Genomic DNA, 21,406 nt, shown 5'->3' with positions numbered 1-21,406 from the left:
TGAGGCACGCCCTGAGGAATGTGAGCCATATTTCGGAATATCTGCTTGGAGCCAGGACTACATTCAGGGTCGAGCAAACCTCAGGTTTGTTGAAGGGCGTGTTCCGAAGGCCGACTATCGTACCTATTCTCCGTTTATGCTTGATTAGTGCTGCGCCCGATTCGAACATTGACTGATGTCGATGGCGGCTCAGCGTTTGTGGTGATAATGATGGGCTCGGGTTGATGGCGGAGTCACCAGGCCAGGCTGCGGATCCTCCCGCCCATATGCCGAGTTTCTGGTGTGTCGACGGACGTAGGCTCATGGGTGTGGACGTGGACGACTTCTGGACCTTCATCGAGCTATCGCGCCACACAGGGCCGACCCAACGGGAGCGTGAGACGTTCCTGGGCGAGCGACTCGGCCGGTTCTCCCGCCGCCACCTACTGGACTTCGTCCAGCACCTATCTGCCACCCGCGAGCCGGCCAACACGTAATACCGTCGCCATGCCGGTGCAAGTACCGCCCCGGATCATCTGATCCACTCGACCGTTCGGAGGGGTCATTCCGACTACCGGGAGGCTCACGGACGGGAGCGAATTGGATCGACCTTCAGGATCACAGCCGCTGGCGGCTCCACCAGCCTGAACATCCGCACATCGGCATGAGCGGATGACGATGGTGCCGAGGTCGAGCTTCTGTCCGTTGAGGGTTCCCTAGCGGACACCTGAACTCGATGGCCGAGTACCCGCTTGTCTTCCCGAAGAGTGGGTCACACGAGACGGAGCCGCATGCGGCCGAGCGTGGTCGCTGGTCGGTGGGAGGTTCTGGCCGGCCGAGTCGGGCATGCACATCCGGACCCTCCGCGACGTCGAGTGAACTGGCGTCGTCGTCCACCTGGCACGCCCGGGCCACCGCCGTCACCGCCACCGACGGGCAGCGATGCTGCGAGGATCGCATCCGACTGCCACGTGACGTCGCACGGCTGGCAATCGCGGTATGACTTCGACGCCGCAGCGGCCGGCACTCACCTCGCGGGTGAGCGTCGGTTACGCTGACCCAACAATCGGCGATCATGGAGTGTGTTCGGGATGGCATTGTCAGAGCTCGCCGCGGTGGAGGCGGCGTATCAGGTGTTGTATCCGCTGGATGCGGCTGGTCGTCGGCGGGCGTTGCAGTGGTTGTCCGACGCGTTGGGCGCCGAAGGGCCACTGCCAGAATCCGCGCCTGCGAACGCCACGTCGGCAGGGCCGGCAGGCGAGGACCGTGCGCCGGAACGCGTACCCGCCACCAGGTCGGCGTCGGCCCGCACCCCGCGGCGACGCGCCGGCACCGAGGCCACGGCGGCGGAGACGGAGACCCCGGCGGGCCGTCCACGGCGGGTCCGGGCGGCCAGACCGGCCGCTGCGCCGGTAGTGACCCGGGAGCGCTCGTACCGGCGGATGCCACCCGCTGAGGAGGTCATGGCTGCCTACCAGCAGGTCGGTAGCATCAGCGGACTCGCCGATCATTTCAACGTTCCCCCGTACACCGCGCAGGGCTGGGCCCGGCAGTTGCGCAAGCAGGGCCATGCCATCGGCCGAGTCAGCTGAACCACGCCACAAACGTCACAAACTCCCGTCGGGTGGAGCGGTCGATCCCCGGGTCCGCGGACGCCAACAAACGCCGACGGTTGAGCGCGGTAAACGTGATGTCGGCCGTGGCCTCGGCCTGACCGTTGCCCAGGTTGCTTCCACGAACACCTCAACACCGAACAGCGGCATAGCACGCGTGCGTTCCAATCCGTTCGCGTAGGTGCTGCGGCGCGTCGGGTTGCCTGGTGCAGAGAAATCCCGGCAACCGGATGCACCTGGAGGCCGGCCGGCTCAAAGCGATCGTCGCCGCGACGGTCGCCGACGGCAGCTATGTGATCTGCCACGACACGCTCCCGTACGGCAACCACCCCGACGTGCAACCGGCGGTCTGCCGCGGCTTGCACGACCGGTACCGCACCTGGCGGCTGCAACTCATCGGACGCCTCTTCGGCTTCATCGAGGTCGAACCGCCCGGCTCGGCGTCCGCAGACACCCCAGCCGGTTGACACACCGCACGGATCTCGTCGCCCGCGTTCCGCCGGGGGCGCTCGCGACGACTTGACCTGCGCGGAAAGTCGAGCGTCGATGGGCGTGCCGGAACCGGCAACCCGCCACCACACGCGTGCCGGGTGCTGGCGGCTGCCCAGACGCACGCGACGCGGGGAGACCACGCCATGACCAGCATGCTCAGCACCGCCACCCAGGAGCGCACGCACCCGTCCGCCGACGTGCCGGTCCCCGCCGATGTCATCGACGTGCTGCTCTGGCGGCTGGCGTTCGACGTCGCCGCCGAGCACCAGCGCGGCCCCACCGGCGACTGCACCAACCTGCGCTGTACCGGCGTTCGCGGCGTCTGCGCCCCGGCCGTGCATGCTCAGCGGGCGCTGCGGATGGCCCGCCGCCCGCTGGCACCCGTCCGGTCGCCGGCGGTGGCGAGTTCCCTGCCTGTGGCCCGAACCGCAGCGACCGCCGCCTCTGAGCTGGTCGCTGCGCACGACCCGCGACCGGCACCGACCGTTGTCGGGCGCGCCGCTGTCGGCCGCCCCAACACGGGCCGGTTCACCGACTGGTTCACCAGCGCCGTCGGAGCGGTCCACGGCCGACGGCCGAACCAACTGCCACGCCGCAGACCCGGCGCTGCTCTCGCTCACGCCGCTGCCTGAGCGCAGCCGCCCCGGTAGGGACCGGACTTTGCGCCCAAACCCCGACCGCGTCGCCCGGCCACGGACGGCGCGGTCGGCGCCGTGCACACCCGAATTCTCACGGTTGCGGCGCCCCCGCCCTGGACGGCGCAACCGTCACGGCGTGAAGGAGACTGATGTCCATGCCTGGCATCGAGGACCTCATCCGCCGCCAGCAGGAGATCATCGAATGGGTCGGATGGGCGGTCATGCTCATCCACCCCACCGACGACCCCGACACCGTCATGCCGTACGCCTACACCGCGAGCCTCACCGCCCGCCAAACCGGCACAGGAGCTGCCGTCATCGCCACCCTCACCCTCGATGGCCGGATCGCCCTCCCGGAAGTCCGCCGTAAGTACCCTGGCGCCTCAACGACAGCGGCTCCTGCCACCTACCGGCCCGGCCTCTCGTCGCTCGAAGGCGCAGGAATCGTGTGTTGCGTGGTGGTGAGTCAGCGGCAAGCAACTGACCTCAGCTGCGGGTGGCGCGAGACGCCTGACGCGTGATGATGGGCAGGACTCGACTTCGCCACACAAGACGTGTTCGAACCGGCATTGACCGGCACGTCAGAGCCATGCGGCTACCGTGTGCGGTCGCGACGAGTGCCCGGCCGTCGCCGTGATCGACAAACGAGCCCGCATCGGGGGAACACAGTAGCGATCATGCCCGCGACACACAGCACATCCCGACGGGCGCGGCAGGCGTGCCTCCACCTCGATTCCGTCACGACGGCGTCCCCGAGATCTATACCCCCTGGCCGAGCTGGACGCTGAGCTGAGCCGAGCTTGAAGGAGCAGATGATGAGCATGACCCCCCACGACCGGCCCGAGCCCCGAAACGTGACCGGCGACCCGGCGCCCGATGTGCGCGAAGTCCTCGGTGGTGTACCGGTCGAGTTCGGCACCGCCGGCGAGCTGACCGCCCTGCTGGCCAGGCTGCCGGCAGACACGCCCGTGGTCGTCGCCCACGCCATCCGGACCGACCCGGCCCTGCCCGGCAGCGACATTGAGGAACGCACGGCGGCTGCGGCCCTGACGTTCGGGTTGCCGCAACTGGTCGAGGCCGACGGGCGAGTCGAGCAGCAGCTGGTGCCGGCGGTGCAGCTCGGCGCGTTCTACGCCGCTGAGGGCAGCCCGGTCCCGGCTGCGACCGTGGCGGCATGGCCATACGAGCGGGCGGTCGAGGCGATCCTCGCCGGTGACGACGACACCATGTTCGCCGCGTTCGGGGAACTGCTGCGGTTCATCGCCGGTTCCCTGGACGGGCAGGAAGACGCGGCACTGTACGAGCACCTCGCTGGCGACGCCGACCTCGTCAGCCAGGCCGAGCTCGACGCCGCGTTGCTGCGCCACGCCGCTGACCGGCTCGCCGCCCTGCACCAGCGCATTCGCGGATACCTGCCTCGTGCGAGCTGAAGGAGCCCTCGTGTTCCAGACCAACTACATCGGCGACGAACTGGAGCGACTGCTCCATCGCTGGCGCTCAACTCGACGACTCACGTTGACCAACGCGGCCGGGGTCGCACAAATCGCAGGGCGATTTCATGACACGCGACCCACCCCGCCATGACCACGACAACACGCACAACGACGCCGGTCACCGCGATGGGGAGATGCCGCGGGACAGCAGGGACAGCGGACGCGGCTCAACCGTCGGCAACCAACTTCGCGGCGTTTTGCAGCAGGGTCTGCATATAGCGCTTTGTGTATTCGACCTGCTCAGGATGGTCTGCGACGTACTTACGCTGGAGCTCAACATCGCTTCCGCGCCAGGCATCAGCCAGCCCAGCCTGCTGATTGCATCGCACATCAGCCAGCGCCGCAGTGACCGACTCGGGTGTGGCCTTGTTCCCCGACCAACGCATCGTCGGCTCCCACGGGTCGGAATACTCATATCCGGCCTTCTTCAGACATGCCCGCCACGCATCGATCTTGGCACCGACCTCCGGCGACGTCATTGCCTCTCTTGTGAGGTCGTGTTCGATCTCGCGTGTGTTCAACGGCTCGCCGGGCGGCATGCCGGCCACGAGCGCTGTGTTCGCTTCTCCGGCGCATCCGCCAGATGGCACTGCCTGGCCGCCGTAGCTCGGCAGCGGGCGTCCGGTGTTGACGGCCGCGCCGTTGTCGACGCTAAATTCCTTGCCATACACGATGGCGATGGCCTCGCGTGGAACGGCCGCATCGAAGGGTGCTTCCTGCGGGCCAGGCTTCGATCCATAACCGTAGGTCCTGGCGTGCTGCTCATCGGTCAGGCCGTACCGGTCATCGATCCCGTTCCACGGATTGCCCATGATCTGGGCCGGCATCGAAACTTCGAAGCCGAATCGCTTCAGGCACCGCTGCACCAGAATCGCTCGCCCGCGGTTCACGGTCCGCATTTGATCATTGCTCAGCGACATCGAGTCAAATGGATAGGCGACCGCTTCGCCCGAGGTCTGCGACGGTCGCGCTTCGCTCGAGCTTGCATGCGAACCACAACCAGCCACGAATGCCATCGAGATGATCACGGCGACGCGACCCACAGACGCGGTACGGTTTGCTTGATCGCCTGAGGATTGCGCTGCCCGCGCAACTGCGGTCACTGCGGGCACGGCGAGGACCATCGGGAGGCCGCCCGCCCTGGCCGCGAACACCTTTCGGAACTCGTCTTCCAGCATGCTCGCCACGTCCCCAGTCAGACTTCCACCGGCTTCCTAACACGATGTCCACGGGTAGAGGCGCCTCAGCCGCGACAAAAGGTTGAGCATCGCCCAGGTCCCGTCCGCGGCCCACCGCTGGAACCGCTGGTACGGGTCTTCCACGGCCCGTACCGTTGCGGCAGGTCACGCCACGGCGACCCGGTCCGCTCACCCAGCAGATCGCGTTGATCATCTGCCGGTGGTCGCGCTCCCGGCCACCACGAACGGGGCTGCACCGGCAGCAACGGCGCCAGCACGCCCACTCGTCATTGCTCAGATCACCTCGTGCCCCACCGGTTCAACGAGCCAACCCCATGATCCGCGAGACAGAACCGGTGTTGGACCCGACCAGCTCAGAACAACCCCTGATCTGCAAAGGCGCCATGACACATGACCGGAAATGCGGCTGGAGTATCAGCGGGGCGAAGCGTTCAGGCAGTGGGATTCCAATGGCGGTGCACGGTGCGTTCCGACCGGCCGATGCGCGCGGCGACCTCGGCAATGCTCAGGCTGGGTTCACGTCTCTGCCAGTAGGCGACGGCTTCGGCCGTCGCGCGGGGGACGTCGGCGGTGTCGGGTTCGCGGCCGTCGGACGGAGCACTGTCCTCGACGCGGGTGTCGCCGCGGTGTCCACCATCCGATGCGACTGTCTTGTCAGTCGATGGCGAACCATCGTCATGCCCGACAGGCGCCCCGTCGGGTTCGGTGGCCGGGGCGGCTGTCGGCGAGGACGTCTCCTCGGCGGCAGGAACTGCCGAGGTGTCCAGGTCGGCCCCTGTGGGCGTGCGATCGGGGTCGGTGGTTTCCGGGGCGGTGTCGGCGTGCTGGGCCGTGGCTGCGCCTCGGTGCGTGGATAGTGACCGGCCTGCGATCGTGGCCGCCGATCAGCCCGTTGGCCGGCCCGGCGTCGCCGTCCGATCCGGCCCCCGGTGACATGCCGTCCCCGTCACGTCTCGCATCACCGGCGCTGATCCACTGGTGCGGCATGCGGCCCTCGGTCCATTCGTTGATCCACTGCTCCCGTCGACTCGACGGATCGGATCTGGCCACGATTCCGTGACGGGCGGCCGTCCGCGTTCCCGACGTCGGGAGGGTCACCCCTGCGGGGCGGACTGGGTCTCGTCCGGCCCCGAGTCGACGACATCGGATCGGACGCGGCCGACACGACCGCTGTCCGGCGATGCCGCGGTAATGACCGCTGTCCGTGCCTGATCCTTTCGTCGGTGCTGCACCCTGATCGGGGCGCCGTTCGCGGACGGGGGTGCGGGTGCTGTGGCCTGCGGTGTTACCCGTGTGACCGCGTGTGACGCGGTGTGCGGGTGGGATCCGGGTCGTTGCGGCGGTTCATGCTCTAGCGTCCTTGGCATTCATCGACGCCGGCCGAAGTGGAGTGTGATCGTGATGCTTGACGGGCTCCTGGATTCCCGCATGCGTACATCGCGTTCGGCCTGGCCGCGCGGCGGAGTTCGGCGCCGGTCGGGCTATCGATGTCGGAGTCGGTTGGCGGCGGCGGCGCGTGCGGTCGGCAGCTGGCTGATGCTGGTGGGCGTGTTGGTCGGCCTGCCGGTCGCGTTGTGGGCGCTGCGGCCGGTGTGGTCGGAACTGGACGTCGCCGCCGTGGTCGTGGAGCCGTTGACGCCGCTGGTGGCGTTGGCCGTGCTGGTCGCCGGCGGGTGGTTGCTGTGGGCATGGCTCATCGTGGCCACCGTCCTGGACATCGTCGCGGTGTTCACGCAGCGAGGAAGTGCCGTGCGGCTATTGCCGGCACCGTTGCACACCAAGGTCACCACGCTGGCCGGGTCGTTGCTGATGGCGGTGACCTCGGTGACCAGCGGTGCTTCAGCCGTCGCGGGCGTCACCCCGCCGGCGGGGGCGACGACGCACAGCGCCGCCCCGCCGACCGGGGTCATGCCGGCCGCACTGACCGGCACCGATACGGCTGCCGGAGGTCAGGTCACAGACCTGCCCTGGCTCTTTGTCACCGCGGCCACCGCTGTCACCGGCCCCGCAGCTGGCGGCGCCATGGCGGACCCTGGCGCGGTCATCGCCCCGACCGGAGACCCGTACACGGCGCCGCACCGGTTCGTCACCGTCGCGGACACCGGCCCGCTCACCGTCATCACTGCCGGCCAGCGGTACACCGTTACGGTGCGGCGCGGCGACACCCTCTGGGAGATCGCCGGGGCGTGGCTCGGGGACCCGCACCGCTGGACGGAGATCTACCACATCAACGCCGGCCGCTACGACCATGCCGGACGCATGCGCGGCGGCGAGCACATCGAACCCACCTGGGTCCTGGACCTGCCCGACGACGCCACCCCACCGGCCGGCGCCCAACCCGCCGGCCCACCCACCCACACCGATCCCGGTCAAACCGATCCCGGCACCGGTCCCGGCGGCGCCGCAGGCCCCGGCCAGACCCAGAACCAGGGGCCTGGGCAGTGCGCGCCACCGTCGAGCGTCTCGCCGGCCGTCAGCACGCCGCCGACGAGCACGGCCGAACCTGACGACGACGGCGTCGTCGGTCTGCCTGCCTCGTCGGCCGGCACCGGCACCCCGGGCAGGACCGGTCCGACCCCGACCCCGACCCCGACCGCACGGGATGCCAACAGCAGCGCTCCCGAGGGCGGGCCCAACACGTCCACCGAGCACGGCGGCGTGTCACTGCTGTCAGGCAGCTGGGTCGACCTCGGACTCGCCCTGGCGATCATCGCCGCGGTCACGCTGGTCTGGACCCACCGGCGGCGCCGCTACCTCCCACGGCCACCATCGGCACGGCCACGCACCGACGACCCGGACCTCACACCGATGCCCCTCGTCGTCTCCCGCCTCCGTCGTGGCCTGCGCCGACCGGCCCCGGCCCGCGACGACGACGCCCTCGACCAGCACGTCGCCCCACGTGATGCCGAGGACGACGGTCCTGCCGAACGCGCCCATGCCGAACGCACGGATGCCGACCTCGTTGACGTGGACCGGGCCGACGTGGACCGGGCTGACGACCAGGACCCCGCGGCCGGCGACGACCCCGGCGGCGCGGACGACGAGGAGGAAGACGACACCGACTGGATGGCAGCCGTCGGTGCGGACGATGACGGTGCGCGTGACGATGAGCACGACGGCGAGGGCTTGGTGCCGCAGCCCCCGGTCGTGCCGGCGCTGACGAACCCGGTCATGGCGGTGTGGCCGCCGGCCGGGCTCGGGCTCACCGGTCCCCGGGCCGACGACGCCGCTCGCGGGTTCCTCGTCGGCGCGCTCGCGGCCGGCGGCGCGGAGGACATCGAGGCCCGCACCCACGTGGTGGTGCCGTCAGCGACGGCCGCGACCCTGCTCGGCGCCGCCGCCGGCCTGCCCGACACGCCACGGCTGACGATCACCGCCGGACTCGACGAGGCCCTGGAACTGCTCGAGGCGCGGACCATGCACCGCACCCGCCTGGTGTACCGGCACGAGGTCGACAGCGTCGCCCAACTCCGCGACGCCGATCCGCTCGAAGAGACGGTCGAACCGATCCTGCTCATCGCCGACGCCGACGCCGCCGCAGCACATGTACGGCCCCGCGTAGCAGCACTGCTCAGCCAAGGGCAGCGCCTCGACATCCACGCGGTCGTGCTCGGCGCCTGGCCCGACGGCGACACCGTCGTGGTCGCCGCCGACGGCACGACCAGCCCAGCCGCCGGTGGACAGGCCCGCCACGGCGGGCACCCCGCAGACATCGGCCGCCTCACCGTGCTCACCCCGGCCGAGACCGCAGACCTGGTCGCGTTGCTCGCCGAGTCCCACACCGGCCACGCACCACCTCCGGCCCCGGCCCGGCACCCCGGCCCGACCAGTTCCGCCCCGGCCGAACCCGCCCAGACCGGCCATGCCGATCTGCACGCGAATCTGCACGCGGATCTGAACGACGCCGCGCCGGTCGCAGCCCCGATCGTCGAACACCACGACACCGGCACCTCCGGGCCCGGTCTGACCGACATCCCGGCCATCGAGACCGAGCCGACGGCGACGCGCCGCATCGCCGACCCAGGCACCACCTCCGTCGCCGACCCGGAACTGCCGACCCCGCCCGACACCGAACCGACGGACGGCTCGCCAACAGGTGCGCCGGCCAGCGACGAACCCATGGAGGCGGGACCCACCCCGGCACTGGACGACAGCGAGGCTGCGCCCGCACCGGATCCGGTGGTGCGGGTCCTGGTACTCGGGCCACCGCAGATCGTCGACATGAACACGGCCAAAGGCTCCGCCCGCGCCAAATCGGTCGAGGTCCTGGTCTACCTCGCCGTGCACGACGGGCCGGTGCACTACGAGCCGATCATCGACGACCTGCTGCCGGACGCACCCGCGAAGAAGGCACCCCACCGGCTGCACACCTACGTGTCAGCGCTGCGGGACGTGCTGCGCCGTACCGGCGCCCCGACCGAGTACGTACCCCGCAGCGGCGACCGGTACCAGCTCAACCGCGACGTGCTGGACGTCGACCTGTGGCGCCTACAGCAAGCGCTGCGCGACGCCGAGCAGACCACCGACCCAGCGATACAGGTCGCCGCCTGGCGGCGGGCGGTCGGCCTCTACCGCGGCGACCTCGCCGCCGGCATGGACTACGAGTGGATCGAACCGTACCGGGAGGCCATCCGCCAACAGATCCTCGACACCGTCCTTGCCCTGGCCGACGCCCTCACCGACGACCCCACCGACGCCCTGACAATCCTCACCGCCACGCTGGAGCACAGCCCGTACACCGAGGCGCTGTATCAGGCCGCGTTCCGCGCCCACGCCGCGCTCGGCGACATCGACGCCATCCGCGCGCTGCGCCGGACCCTGACCCACCGCCTCGCCGAGATCGACACCGAACCCACCGAGGAGACCACCGCCCTCGCCAATCACCTCCTCGCCCGGCTGAAGACCCCACCACGGCGCACCGGACCCCACCCGGTCACCCGCCCCGGCAAGAACGCCGCAGCCTGATGAGCACCGACCTCGCCGACACCCGCCTCCGCGCCGTCAACGACGCCACCACGATCGCAACCAAGACCGCCGACAGGCGCGCATCCGTCCCGGACAGCGCTGGACGGCACGGATCCGGGACGGCCCGGTCCACCGTCCGACCCGTGTCGGCGCGGGCCGAGCCGCCAACGACAGCGGCGCTCGACGCCGCCCTGGAGCGGGCGGTCCGCCACGCCGGGTACCTGCGACGCGGCTTCTACCTCGTCGTGCTCCTCGTCGCGCTCACCGGACAGGTCAGCGGCGCAGTCATCGCCCTGCACATTCCGCTGCTGTGGGCGATCCCTGCCGTCGGCGCCCTCGAGCTCGGCGGTATCGTCGTGCTCGCCAACGCCGACGTGCGCCGGCGGCTCGGCGAACACGCCATCGGTTCCCGCATCCTGTCCGCCGCGATCGCGGTCGGCGCCGTCGCGTTCAACTGGCTCGCCCACCAGGATCATCTTCTCGGCGGGTTCTTCGCCGGGATGTCGGCGCTGGGATACCTCGTGTGGCTCACCCATGCCGAGAACTCCCGCCGCGACCGGCTCCGCGCGCTCGGCGACCTGCCACCGACCACACCCGCCTACGAACTCCTCGGACACTGGCTGCGCCACCCGTGGCTGACCCGCCGCGCCAGATCCCTCGCCAAAGCCAAACCACCCTCGGCTTGTACACGTCAATCACCGCCGCCCTCGCCGAGGTCCGCGCCGAACAACGCCGAGCGGCGATCGCCGCCGTCCTGCACCGCAAGATCCGCGCAGCGGTCGATCCGACCGCCGCCGACATCGCCGTCTACGACCTCGACATCATCGCCGACCGCCTCGCCGCCAGCGCCGACTACGACGGCCTCACCGCCCTCATCGCCCACGACCTCACCCCAGACCGCCTCACCACCCCAACACCGCCGCACGCAGACCGGCACCCATCAGTCATTCGCACAACGAGCGCGTCCGCGGTAACACCACCGCCAGGCCTCACCGCCAGCGCCCCCGACCTGCCGCTGGCTGGAACGCCCACGGCCAGCGCCTCCTTCGGCCGCACCGTGCCTTCTGCGCCCGCAGTTGATCGCCACGACCCGCCGCCGCACGAGCGCCCACCGACCACCGCGGCTGGCATCTCGACGGACTACACCGAAGTGCATATAGCGACCGACCCAACGGTCGGGACATCTAGCCAGACGCGGGCTCGCGGAACTCAGACGTATGAGGCGGACCTGGTGCGACCCGAGTTGTGCGAAGGCACCACTCGCGTCCGGGATCGCGCCACGTCCGACGGCAGCCCGCGTCCCGGATCCGAGGACCCAACCGCCCACAGTGCTCCTGAGGACGACCACGACGACCACGGCCAGGACCAGGATGGGCACGGCGGCGGGAACCCAGTGCCGCAGGAAACCGCTGCCGCCGTCGCGTACTGGTACCACCGAGAAGCCGATCCACACCCGCGCGACATCGCAGCTCGGATCGGGCGCTCTGAACGCACCGTGCGTCGATACTGGCCACAAACCAACGACACCAGCCCATGACCCGCACCGGCCCGCGCACAACACGCGGTAACAGCGGCACTCCGCTCGTTGTTCACCGCCGTACTCGCACAGCCGTCGCTCTGCTCGACGAGCAGCCTGACGAACATCGCCACCGGGTAGCCGGTCATCCGGCTGCGGGTGACGTCAGCGGCCATCACGGTCTGGTCGCCACGGGATCCCGCGCAGCTGTCGCGCCGCAGCGGGCATGTGAGTGCTGTTCAGTTGGCTTCAGTTGGCATCGGACCATCGCAGTCTCTTGTCCTCGACAACCGGCTGGTGGCCGTTGAGGACGGTGGAGGCAAGAAGTGCCTCGCTGACCTGGTCGGTCAGGTCGGTGAGCGACGGCCAGGTCCGGTGGCCGTGCAGCCCGTCCACACCGTCGACCAGCAGGACCCGGCCCGGGTTCGTGCCGTGGTCGAGGACGAGGACGTTGAGGCCCAGGTCAGAGGCGAATGGTACCCATTGCTGGTTCCAGTCGTCGTTCTGGTCCGAGGCGCGGTCGCGCATGTCAGTGGAGTTCTCGAACGTGACGACTGACGAGTGCCGGCTGGTCCCGTCGGGCCAGTCGGCCGCGCATCTGCGGTCCGCCGAAACGGCGTGAACTCAGTTGTCCGTTAAAGGTCGGGGTTGGGTGCTGTATCGCAATTGGGCGAGTGTTGCGGCTGCGGCGTCGCGCTTGTGCGTGCTCAAGGCACGCGTCGCCGCGACCAGCAGCGCCCGACCGGCCCGGTCGTTCTCCTTGAACAACAGGTGGCGAACGAGCCCGCGCGGCGCATCTGGTCCGGAGCCGTCGAGGAGTACAGCACGCCCCGGCCGATCGCCTCGCAGAAGGCCACGGCGGGCGCGCTGGACCGAACAATGACCTGCCACACCCTGTCGCAGACCGGGCAGACGGCGCCGGTCCTGCCCTGCTGCATGCGGATCCGCTCGTACGGCTCCAGGTAGGTGAGCAGCGTATCGGCGAACACGCCCAGGGCCTGGTAGCGCAGGTCCCGTTTGCGTGGATCCGAGATGACCAGCTCACCGGCCGGTCAGTTGAGCTCGGTGCCCCAGACGATCGCCAGCGGGGCGAACGGCTCGTGCGGCAATGGCGCCATGGCAGTGCCGCAGTGTTCCCCCGAGTGAGTAACGGCGTGGCGTGCGTGCAGCAGTGGCGTCCCGCCGGGCTTTGGCAGCGCAGGCACGCAGTCGGTTATCGCCGGGCGACCAGGAGTTCGTCCACTGTCATCCCGAGCCGCTCGGCAAACCTAGAGAAGGTCACACGTGCTGTCTCGTCGAACGGGGCATTCGTAGCGATTCGTTCCAATACCTCCTCCACTAAACCATCAACGTCCTGACTCGACACGTTGGCCCGCAGCCATCGCATCCATTCCACAAGCTTGTCCGCTCCGTACCGCACTCGCGCAGGGTGCAGGTCCCGATCCGCAGCGCTACGGATCACTCGCACTGCTGCGGCGCACCGCTCGACCGGAAAGCTATGCTCAACCAAGATCACGTCTAGTTCGGCTAATTCGCCGTACCCAGCGAGCTGGCGTATCAAGTCGCCCCGGCTCCGGGCCGATGGCAATCGGTCGACGGCCGGGTCGAGGACTACAACCACGACCGAGGCGTCCTGCTCACTGTCTGCGCCAACCCGGACGGCCACCGATCCCCCCGGAGGACAAACCCGCCACGACAGGTAGGGCGCGAGGGACGCCTCCCCAACCACGATCGAACCTGATGACAACCTGAGCAATGCTGACGTTACTTCGCAGGCAGTAGGTGGCCCATACGTCCGCCAGAGCTCAATCCTCACAGGTCCGACCTGTTGACGACAAGGCATGAATATTTGCGTCGACGTCACCTCGGGTAGCGCGTCGAACGTCGGCTCATCATCATCCGCCGCTTCCGCAGAACCGATGACAATCAATCCATTATCTACTTGAAACTCCGCGACACAGAGCTTCATCAGATCCCTCCTGTAAAATCAAGGGACAACATGCCTTCTCGCCTCTGCAATAAACGCTTCAAACCGGCCTTCGGGGCTACCCAGGTTGTGTGCGCGCCCAATTCTCAGGACCCGCTGGACAGCAAAGCTCTGATCACCGCTGCACACAGAACAGTGACTGAAGATCCGATAGATGAATCTACCAGGGATCCCGAACGCTTTGGCCGGGAAATGATCGCCGATTCTGCGGGGGCGTGCACGCGGGCGGGTGTTGTTGCAGGAATGACACGGCAGGTCTTGCACACGATCCGTGATCGAAGTGGGCAGCGGGTCAACAAGTGTCGTAATGATACCCGACCTTGCGTACGGACCTGGTTCCAAAAGGTCCAGCTGCGCCTGCGTGATCGTCAAGTCGCAGTTGTGTACGAGGACCGGCGCCGACCCGGCGACTACGTAGTACGTGTGTACGTTGCTGACCGTGAGGTCGTGCATCACCTTCGCGGCGATGCGGCTCTGGACCTTGAGGACGATCATGGTGTGGTGGTTGGCAGTGCGGAGGCGATCGCCGGGGGTCAGCTTGGCCGCATCGATCCAATTATTCGTTGTATCTGACCAGAACGGATGATGGTCGGTGGTTTCGATCTTGTGCACCTGACCGTCGTCGTCCATGACTGTGAGGTCAGTGAGGTCTGAGTCGACGTTGACGTGCAGTGCGGTGACGGTCTGGGCTGTGGTCTCTGAGGTGGTGGGGTCGGTCGCCGTGACAGTGTCGCCCAGGACGACGTCCTCGATCGTCTTGTGGCTGCCGTCCGCCATCTGGACTAGCGTGTCTGGGTCGAAGCTATGCCGGCTGCCGCTGTCGTCGCAGCCCTCGGAGCCTCCACGGTCCTCGGTCTGCTCGCTGGCTTCTTCTTCCTGCGCGGTTCGCGTCCTTTTGGCCATGTCTTCGGCACGCTGCTTACGCTGCAGTTTGTCGAGTTGGATCTGTTCGGCGTCCCGCTTCTTTGCGTACCGCTTTTCATCGGTGCCGGATTCGTATCGCTCTTGGTCTTCCTTGTACTTCTTTTGCCAGTTGTCGCCGTACTTGTTCTTGTAGTAGTCGTAATCCTCGTCCCTGATGCTCTCGGCGGCCTTGCCGACAAGTTTAAAAAGCCTTGCGATTACATTGGAGCTGCTTCTGGACACGATGGCGGAGCCTGCGATGCCGCCTGGGCCGCCGCCTCCGTCGCTTTTCATGAGCCCGGTGGGGTCGCTGTAGGTGATGGGGCTGTGGGCGGCGTATGCGTAGGCGTTCAAGCTGGCTGGGTCGCCGAGCTGCACGAGCGGGTCGGGGCTGAGGAAGACGCCGAGGTTGGGGTCGTATTCGCGGGCGCCGACGTCGAGAAGTCCGGTTGAGGTGTTGCTCTGTTTGTTGAGGAAGCCGCGGTCGGTGGGCCAGGTGCCTTGGGTGGCGCGGTCGGCGCCGTAGGGGGTGTACCAGCGGCGTTGGACGTTCCCATTGTTGGCGTTGACAGTCAGATTCGTGCTCGCCTGGTGATCAGCAGCCAGCCAGGACAACCCCGCGGCGGTGCGCACGGCGACGGTGGCGCCGCCGTGGTTGTAGTAGCGGGTTGCGGTGATGGTGCTGGTGCCGGTCAGTTTGTATTCCTGGCCTGCCGCGTACAGGGTCGTGGCGCCAGGTTCCTTGCGGATGAGCAGCCCGCCGGTGGCGTCGTAGAGGTGGCTGGTCTGCTGGTCGCCGCCGCTGGCGTGGACGGTGGCGCTCGCGTATTGGTTTTCGGGGTTGAAGGTGAAGTCGGTGACGACGCCGTTGATGGTGCGTTGCTGGGTGTTGCCGGCGTTGTCGTAGGTCATGGAGTCGGTGCGGGTGGTCGTGCCGGTGTAGGCGACCGAGGTCGCGGCGTGGACGCGCTGGGCCGTGGGCCCGGGGGTCGGGTAGGTGAACATCCGCGTCGTGGTGTCGGTGGCGCTGGTGCGGTGGATGTCGGTGGTGCGGCGGCCGCTGGTGTCGAAGGTGTACGTGTCCCAGTACGGGTATTTGCCGGAGCTGGTGATGGCGGCGGCGGTGGGGTCGGGGGTGCAGGTGCCGAGGGTGGTCCAGGCGTTGGTGAGTCGGTGCTGGCCGTCGTAGCGGTAGCACTGGGACTGGTTGTCGGTGCCGTCGAGGATGCGGGTGATGTCGCCGGTGTGGTCGTAGGTGTAGGTGTCGTTCTGGACGGTGGTGAACTGCCCCGCCTGGGCCGGGTTCGGCAGTTTCGAGGTGATGTTGGCGAGGCGGCCGGTGTCGGGCTGGTAGGTGTAGTTGCGGGTCATCTGCGCGATGCCGCTGGCGCCGTAGACGCGTTGGCTCAGTTCGCCGTACTCGCTGTACGTGCTCGCCGTGACGTACGGGTCGATGCCCGCGGCGGTGTTCGGCAGGCCGAAATTGGTGTAGCTGTAGTTGACCGTCTCCGCGGCGAGGCCACCACCGGCGGGGTATCCGATGGAGGTGAGGTCACCGAACTCGGTGTAGCTGTATGTGGTCTGGTAGGTGTTGGCGAGTGCCCCTTGGATCATCGGGATTGTCGTGGTGGTGCTGGTCGGCTGGTACAGGGTGTTGTAGCCGTCGATGGTGTCGATGTACTGGTCGCTGCCGACCCAGCGGGTGGCCGAGTCGAGCGCGCCCTTCGCCTTGGTGTCGTAGGCGAACGAGGCCAGTTTCGTGCCGGTGTTGATCTCCCCGGCCCACCGGCGGGTTTCCCGGCCGAGGGGGTCGTACTCGTGGGAGATCTTCTGCAGGCGGCCGTCGATCGTCCAGGTGATCTGGCTTGCCTCGTCGTACTTGATCGACGTGGTGCCGGTGTCCGGGTCGGTCTGTGAGGTGGGGCGGCCGAGCAGGTCGTAGGCGGTGGTGTATTTGCTGCCTGCTGCGTCGATGACCGAGGTGAGCTGGCTGAGCCGGTCGTAGGTGTAGATGGTCGTCTCAGGGGTCCCGACGGGGTTGCCGCCGGTCGGGTACACGTCCAGCGAGGTGGCGCGGCCGAGCGCGTCGTACCGTACGGTGTTCGTTCCGCCGATGCCGCCTGCCGGTGGGATGGTGGTGACGCTGGCCCCGTCGTACAGGTTGGTCTGGTGCCAGGTCTCCGCGTCACCGGCCCACTTGGCGTTGATGGTGGGCCGGTTGAGGGGGTCGTAGGTCACGCGTTGCTGCAGTTGGATGTTGGTGTCGTTGAAGCCCTGCAGCGTGCCGGCCGGTGCGGAGGCGTTCCACAGCATGCTGCTCTTGACCGCGAGTCCGCGCGGGTCGTACTGGGTGTCGGTGATGACCCGTCCGCCGGTGACGCCGGCTGATGGCTGCTGGGTCTGGCGGGGGCGCAGGAGGCCGTCGTAGATGGTGAACGATTCGATCTGATGGCCGTTGGGACCGAGAGTCTTGGTGGAAGTCCAGGTCGGTTCGCCGGTGACCGGGTCGTACGCATGGTATGCGTTCTGAACGTCCGGCAGCGGGCTCGGCGGCTGCGCCGACGGCGTGAAGGTGATCGCCTTGTCATTGGCGAGCAGGGTCTGGTGGTGGCCGTACTGGGTGGCGGCGGTACCGGTGGCGTTTTCGACGCCGATGGTGGCGGCGTTGCCGCGGTCCATGTCGTTGTCGATACCGCCGTAGTTGAAGGTGATCTTGCCATCGTTCTCGTTCAGGGTGATGGTGAACGACACGCGGGTGCTGCGCCCGTACAGGTAGGCCTCGGCCCATTCGACGGTGAACTGCCGGTTGGGTGCGGTGCCGGTGGTTCGGGTGAAGACCTGCGCGGTGCCGTTGAGGTCGAGGTCGTCCCAGAACGGGTACAGCGCGGCGTTGGGAGCCGTGGTGTTCGGGATGGTGGTAGCAGCGAAGTCCGCGGCTTGGTCGGTGAAGGACAGCAGTCCGTTGCTGGACAGGTAGGCGCTGCTGTAGTTGGTGCCGTAGAAGGTGAACGCGAACGGCAGGCTGATCTGGGTGTGGTTCTCGTCGCCGCTGAGCGCGACGGTGGTGGAGCCTGGTCCGTCGATGTCGGCGAACGGCACGGTCGAGGTCGTTGCGGTGTATGTGATGGCGGGGGTGGAGTTGCGGGGTTGGAAGACCTTGGTGAGCCGGCCGAGCGCGTCGTAGTGCGTGATGGTCGTTCGGTTGTTCGGGTCCAGGACAGCGAGGGTCTGGCCTCGGGTTCGGCTCAGTGTGGTGGTAGTGACGTGCCCGGCTGGATTGGTGCTGGTGACCGTGGTCGGGGCGCTGCCGGACGGAGGGTCGTAGGCGACCATGGTCTTGCGGTCCAGTGCGTCGAATGATTCGAGAATGCGCCCGTAGGTGGTGTCGTATGTGGTGGAGCTGCTCTTCTGCCAGTTCAGCGTGGTGCCGGAGACGGACGCCAGGACGTTGGTGCGGGTGACAAGTCCTCGGGTTGGGCTCGCTCCGACGGCGAGGGTGTCGTACTGCGTCTGGCTTCCGGAGAGCACGTTGCCGCCGGGTGGTGATGTTGTGCAGTCTGTCGTGAGCGATTGTGACGCGTACGCCACCATGAACTCGCCGTCATTCGGTGCGGCGTATGTGGTCGTGGTGCAGACGTCATCGGAGGTGATGGCCTCGTCGCCGAGGTCGTTCACGAGCGTCGGCAACCCGTAGGTGGCGTCGTAGCCGTAGGTGCTCTTGGTCCACCGCCAGGTGTTGCTCGGCGTCAGCAGCGTGCCGGCTCTTGTTTCTGCGGTCGAGACGCGTTGGGCGCTGATGTTGCCCATGACCCACGGCGCAGTCCGGGATGCCGTCTGGACATGCTGTGGTGTGGTGATCTGCTTGGTGAGTACGGTGGTGCCGCTGCCCAGTGCGGACGTTTCGCGGGCGATGCCGCGGTAGGCGGGCCAGTCCGGCATGGCGGTGCCGAGGGAGTCGGTGATGCTGGCGTTTCGGTAGCCGCCGGTGATGAAGTCGGAGTGCATGCCACGGAAGTACAGGGTCTTCGTCCTGCTCTGCGTGCCGCCGGACGGGTCGGTGGTGGCGGTGACGGTGCTGTAGCCGGCCCAGTCCGACCACGTCCGGTATGCGCCGTTGACCGCGTCGGCGGTGTCGTAGTGCCACAGCACGGTCGTTCCGGTGCCGTCCAGTGAGTATGCGTACTCAGTGACGACGGGTGGGCTACCGCCGACGAGGTCGTTGTCGGTGACCCTGATGGCCCGGTACTTCTGGTACATGTCCCAGCCACCGTCGTGGTACTGCGGGTAACACGTGCGGTAGTTCTGGTCCCAGGGCAGGCCGCTGGTGTTGGCGATGGTGCACTCCGGTGCGGAGTAGTCAACCTTGGTCAGCCCGCCGTGACCGTTGTTGATGCGGTCCAGCCGGTAGCGCCGGTACCGCAGGCTGCCGTTGGTGACGAGGTTCTCCAACTGCACGCCACTGAGGTGGGTCGAAGGCAGCGTGATATCCGCGGTCCCGCCGCTGGTGGTGTCCTTGCCGGTGTGGATGATGTCGTCGAGCCACATCTGCGTCGGGGACCCGTCGGCAAGGGCTGGGAAGGTATGGACCATGTCCCACCGGTCGACCTCCTGGTACTGCTCGCCGGTTCCTGTCCAGACGTCGGTGGTCACGACGGCCAGCCGCCACGGCGTCCAGTACGTCGGCGACTTCTGCGCGCACGACCCCGCGCTGACGACACAGAACTGGTCCCATGGTGTGTCCGGCCAGTACTCGCCGTGACCGACGCACTGTTGCGCGTCCGTCCGGTCGCACCGGATGCCGACCTCGAAGTTGACCCGCATCGGCGCCTTGTTCGACCCGCCCTCCTGGCCCTGACGGGTGCCGTACTCGATGCGCTTCAACGCGGCGGTGATGTCGTAGTTGCTGGTGCTGTTGCTGTTCCAGTGCCCGTAACTGCCCTCGTACTTCTGGTAGAAGTACGTCATCGTGTTCTGCCGCGGGTCCACGACGTAGTCGAGGTTCCACCGGTACACGTTGTAGCAGCCGCTGGTGGACACGTTGCCCGTCCAGCACGGCTCGTTGATGTTCCCGCCGTGGACGAGGACCTTCTGGGTGCTGTTCTGCGGTGTGTCGCCCACGAACCGCTGGTTGCGGCCGAAGTAGTACTCGGTCCCGTCGAGGGTCGTCAGCTTCCAGTACCAGTTGTAGTGATCGCCGTTGCCCCAACCCAACCCGGTCGTGCTCAGCAGCTGCAGTCGGGAGCCGTCGTCGACCTCGCCGCGCCAGTTGCCGTTACCATCGCGCATCAGCCGGACCGACTTGCCGCCGAACACCATCGTGAAGACGTTGTCCCCGGCCCCCCACCAGCACAGGTCCGCGATGCCCGGCACACCGTCGTCGGCGCACGGCTTGAACGGCCGCTCGATGTAGCCGACGTTGAGGTCCCAGCCGTCACCGACCCACGACGACTGCGGGTTCGTGAACGCGGTCTTGCCGTCCACCGACCCGGAGGAGTACTGCAACGTCAGGTCCGGCGACGGGCCACCCAGACTCGGCGGGACCTGCAACGGATACGAGTACGTGAACTCGCCGCCCTGCGAACCGGCCGCCCACCCGGCCGACTGCGACAACGACGTCTCGCTGTAATTCCCGGCCGGACCCGCCGCAACCGAAGCCAGGGCATACACCGTCCCACCGGACGCTGCCGGCGCCACAGTCTCACCGGACGTATCCGGGAACGCTGCCTTGGACTGCTCGCCGGCCTTGACAGTGCCGGGTCCCGGGTCGCCCAGCTTCGGCTCCGCCGTCTTCGACGTCGCCGAGGACGTCAACGCCACCGCGCTCTGCGTCACGTCGACCGCGTCAGCGGAGATCACCCGCGTCTGCGGGTCGTTGCTCGCACCCTCGACCGGGGTCTGCACCTGACATTCCGGACGTTCCGGCGTCGTCAGCACACACACAGGCATCCGCACCAGCCCGAGGCGCCCGCCGTAGTCACCGCCGTACCCGTCGGCGAACCCCGCATAGTTAATGTCCAGGGCCACCTTCGACGTGCCAGCCGCACCATCAGCCCGCGCAACGGTGAACAACACACCCCGCACACCGGCCTTCGCGCTCACGTCCTGACCCGCGACCGCAAGCCGCACCGACCCCGGCGCCGCAGGGGCGGTCTGGGTGCTGCGCGCGTCGCTGGACATGGCACTGCCACGCACCACCACCGGCAGTCCACCCGGTGTGCCCCTCCCAGCCGTCACCGACGACGACGCCGACCGCGCCGCACCCGACGCAGCCGTGTCCACCGACACCAGCGCCTCACCACCGGCCGGCCACACCGCTGCAGGCGTCCGCGGTTTCGCGGTGTCCGTCTCCGATGTCGACGCCGCCTTCACGGGCACCTTCGTCACCGGCACCGACTTCGTGCCAGCCGGAGCCGCAGGCACCGGCCACGCCGACGGCTGCGCCGCAGCCGGCAGCACCATCAACCCGGCCGCAACCAGACACCCAACCGCCGCAGCGGCCAGCAACCGAGACCGCGACGGTACCCACCGGCGCCGCCGGACAGCAGACACAGACCAAGCCGACGCCGACATGAAGCCTCCCCGTGCGCCGAGCCCGCCAACCGGACATCGACGCACCGCAAG

At 68.0% G+C, this 21,406-nt stretch carries 12 protein-coding genes; 9 read left to right on the top strand and 3 right to left on the bottom strand.

Annotation, left to right across the window (positions count from 1 at the left end; translation table 11 throughout):
* Positions 1–302 precede the first annotated feature (302 nt).
* The 6 genes from OHA72_RS10350 to OHA72_RS10325 all read left to right on the top strand — a co-directional run bounded on the left by OHA72_RS10350 (position 303) and on the right by OHA72_RS10325 (position 4,152).
* Positions 303–476, top strand: a complete 174-nt coding sequence (locus tag OHA72_RS10350) for a DUF4240 domain-containing protein (protein WP_327007621.1) — start codon at positions 303–305, stop codon at positions 474–476.
* A 966-nt stretch (positions 477–1,442) separates the two neighbouring features.
* On the top strand, positions 1,443–1,571 hold the full coding sequence (locus OHA72_RS10345) for a hypothetical protein (protein ID WP_327007620.1): 129 nt from the start codon (positions 1,443–1,445) through the stop codon (positions 1,569–1,571).
* 227 nt (positions 1,572–1,798) lie between these two features.
* The gene (locus tag OHA72_RS10340) at positions 1,799–2,059 is read left to right on the top strand and encodes a hypothetical protein (protein WP_327007619.1); all 261 of its coding nucleotides are present in this window, start codon (positions 1,799–1,801) and stop codon (positions 2,057–2,059) included.
* Positions 2,060–2,227: 168 nt separating this feature from the next.
* Positions 2,228–2,716 carry a hypothetical protein gene (locus tag OHA72_RS10335; RefSeq protein WP_327007618.1) on the top strand — a complete coding sequence of 163 codons (489 nt, stop codon included), beginning with the start codon at positions 2,228–2,230 and terminating at the stop codon, positions 2,714–2,716.
* Positions 2,717–2,877: 161 nt separating this feature from the next.
* Positions 2,878–3,243 (top strand): hypothetical protein, encoded by a 366-nt coding sequence (locus tag OHA72_RS10330; RefSeq protein ID WP_327007617.1) that lies wholly within the window; start codon positions 2,878–2,880, stop codon positions 3,241–3,243.
* Between the two features lie 294 nt (positions 3,244–3,537).
* Positions 3,538–4,152 carry a hypothetical protein gene (locus OHA72_RS10325; RefSeq protein WP_327007616.1) on the top strand — a complete coding sequence of 205 codons (615 nt, stop codon included), beginning with the start codon at positions 3,538–3,540 and terminating at the stop codon, positions 4,150–4,152.
* A gap of 230 nt (positions 4,153–4,382) precedes the next feature.
* On the opposite strand, the gene OHA72_RS10320 is transcribed toward OHA72_RS10325, so the two are convergent.
* The gene (locus tag OHA72_RS10320) at positions 4,383–5,393 is read right to left on the bottom strand and encodes a hypothetical protein (RefSeq protein WP_327007615.1); all 1,011 of its coding nucleotides are present in this window, start codon (positions 5,391–5,393) and stop codon (positions 4,383–4,385) included.
* A 1,569-nt stretch (positions 5,394–6,962) separates the two neighbouring features.
* On the opposite strand from OHA72_RS10320, the gene OHA72_RS10310 reads away from it, so the two are divergent.
* Both OHA72_RS10310 and OHA72_RS10305 read left to right on the top strand, forming a co-directional pair.
* Positions 6,963–10,379 (top strand): BTAD domain-containing putative transcriptional regulator, encoded by a 3,417-nt coding sequence (locus OHA72_RS10310; protein WP_327007614.1) that lies wholly within the window; start codon positions 6,963–6,965, stop codon positions 10,377–10,379.
* A complete protein-coding gene (locus OHA72_RS10305) occupies positions 10,379–11,353 on the top strand; it encodes a hypothetical protein (RefSeq protein ID WP_327007613.1) in 975 nt (324 codons plus the stop codon). Before OHA72_RS10310 ends, OHA72_RS10305 begins: the two co-directional genes overlap by 1 nt.
* A 791-nt stretch (positions 11,354–12,144) precedes the next feature.
* On the opposite strand, the gene OHA72_RS10300 is transcribed toward OHA72_RS10305, so the two are convergent.
* Positions 12,145–12,423 (bottom strand): SMI1/KNR4 family protein, encoded by a 279-nt coding sequence (locus OHA72_RS10300; protein WP_327007612.1) that lies wholly within the window; start codon positions 12,421–12,423, stop codon positions 12,145–12,147.
* A gap of 243 nt (positions 12,424–12,666) precedes the next feature.
* Here OHA72_RS10300 and OHA72_RS10295 point away from each other — a divergent pair, with 243 nt between their 5' ends.
* The gene (locus OHA72_RS10295; protein ID WP_327007611.1) at positions 12,667–12,861 is read left to right on the top strand and encodes a hypothetical protein; all 195 of its coding nucleotides are present in this window, start codon (positions 12,667–12,669) and stop codon (positions 12,859–12,861) included.
* A 1,021-nt stretch (positions 12,862–13,882) separates the two neighbouring features.
* Here OHA72_RS10295 and OHA72_RS10290 read toward each other — a convergent pair.
* A complete protein-coding gene (locus OHA72_RS10290; protein WP_327007610.1) occupies positions 13,883–21,244 on the bottom strand; it encodes an NIDO-like domain-containing protein in 7,362 nt (2,453 codons plus the stop codon).
* Positions 21,245–21,406: the final 162 nt, after the last annotated feature.

Origin of the sequence: Dactylosporangium sp. NBC_01737 (genome assembly GCF_035963215.1) — a bacterium.
Classification (GTDB): domain Bacteria; phylum Actinomycetota; class Actinomycetes; order Mycobacteriales; family Micromonosporaceae; genus Dactylosporangium.
The sequence above is the reverse complement of the archived record's forward strand: the minus strand, read 5'-3'. Positions and strand labels throughout refer to the sequence as shown.

Excerpts from the sequence above, each read along its gene's own strand:
- OHA72_RS10350 (WP_327007621.1), top strand. The coding sequence starts at position 303 with ATGGGTGTGGACGTGGACGACTTCTGGACCTTCATCGAGCTATCGCGC.
- OHA72_RS10345 (WP_327007620.1), top strand. The coding sequence starts at position 1,443 with ATGGCTGCCTACCAGCAGGTCGGTAGCATCAGCGGACTCGCCGATCAT.
- OHA72_RS10335 (WP_327007618.1), top strand. The coding sequence starts at position 2,228 with ATGACCAGCATGCTCAGCACCGCCACCCAGGAGCGCACGCACCCGTCC.
- OHA72_RS10330 (WP_327007617.1), top strand. The coding sequence starts at position 2,878 with ATGCCTGGCATCGAGGACCTCATCCGCCGCCAGCAGGAGATCATCGAA.
- OHA72_RS10325 (WP_327007616.1), top strand. The coding sequence starts at position 3,538 with ATGAGCATGACCCCCCACGACCGGCCCGAGCCCCGAAACGTGACCGGC.
- OHA72_RS10320 (WP_327007615.1), bottom strand. The coding sequence starts at position 5,393 with ATGCTGGAAGACGAGTTCCGAAAGGTGTTCGCGGCCAGGGCGGGCGGC.
- OHA72_RS10305 (WP_327007613.1), top strand. The coding sequence starts at position 10,379 with ATGAGCACCGACCTCGCCGACACCCGCCTCCGCGCCGTCAACGACGCC.
- OHA72_RS10300 (WP_327007612.1), bottom strand. The coding sequence starts at position 12,423 with ATGCGCGACCGCGCCTCGGACCAGAACGACGACTGGAACCAGCAATGG.
- OHA72_RS10290 (WP_327007610.1), bottom strand. The coding sequence starts at position 21,244 with ATGGTGCTGCCGGCTGCGGCGCAGCCGTCGGCGTGGCCGGTGCCTGCG.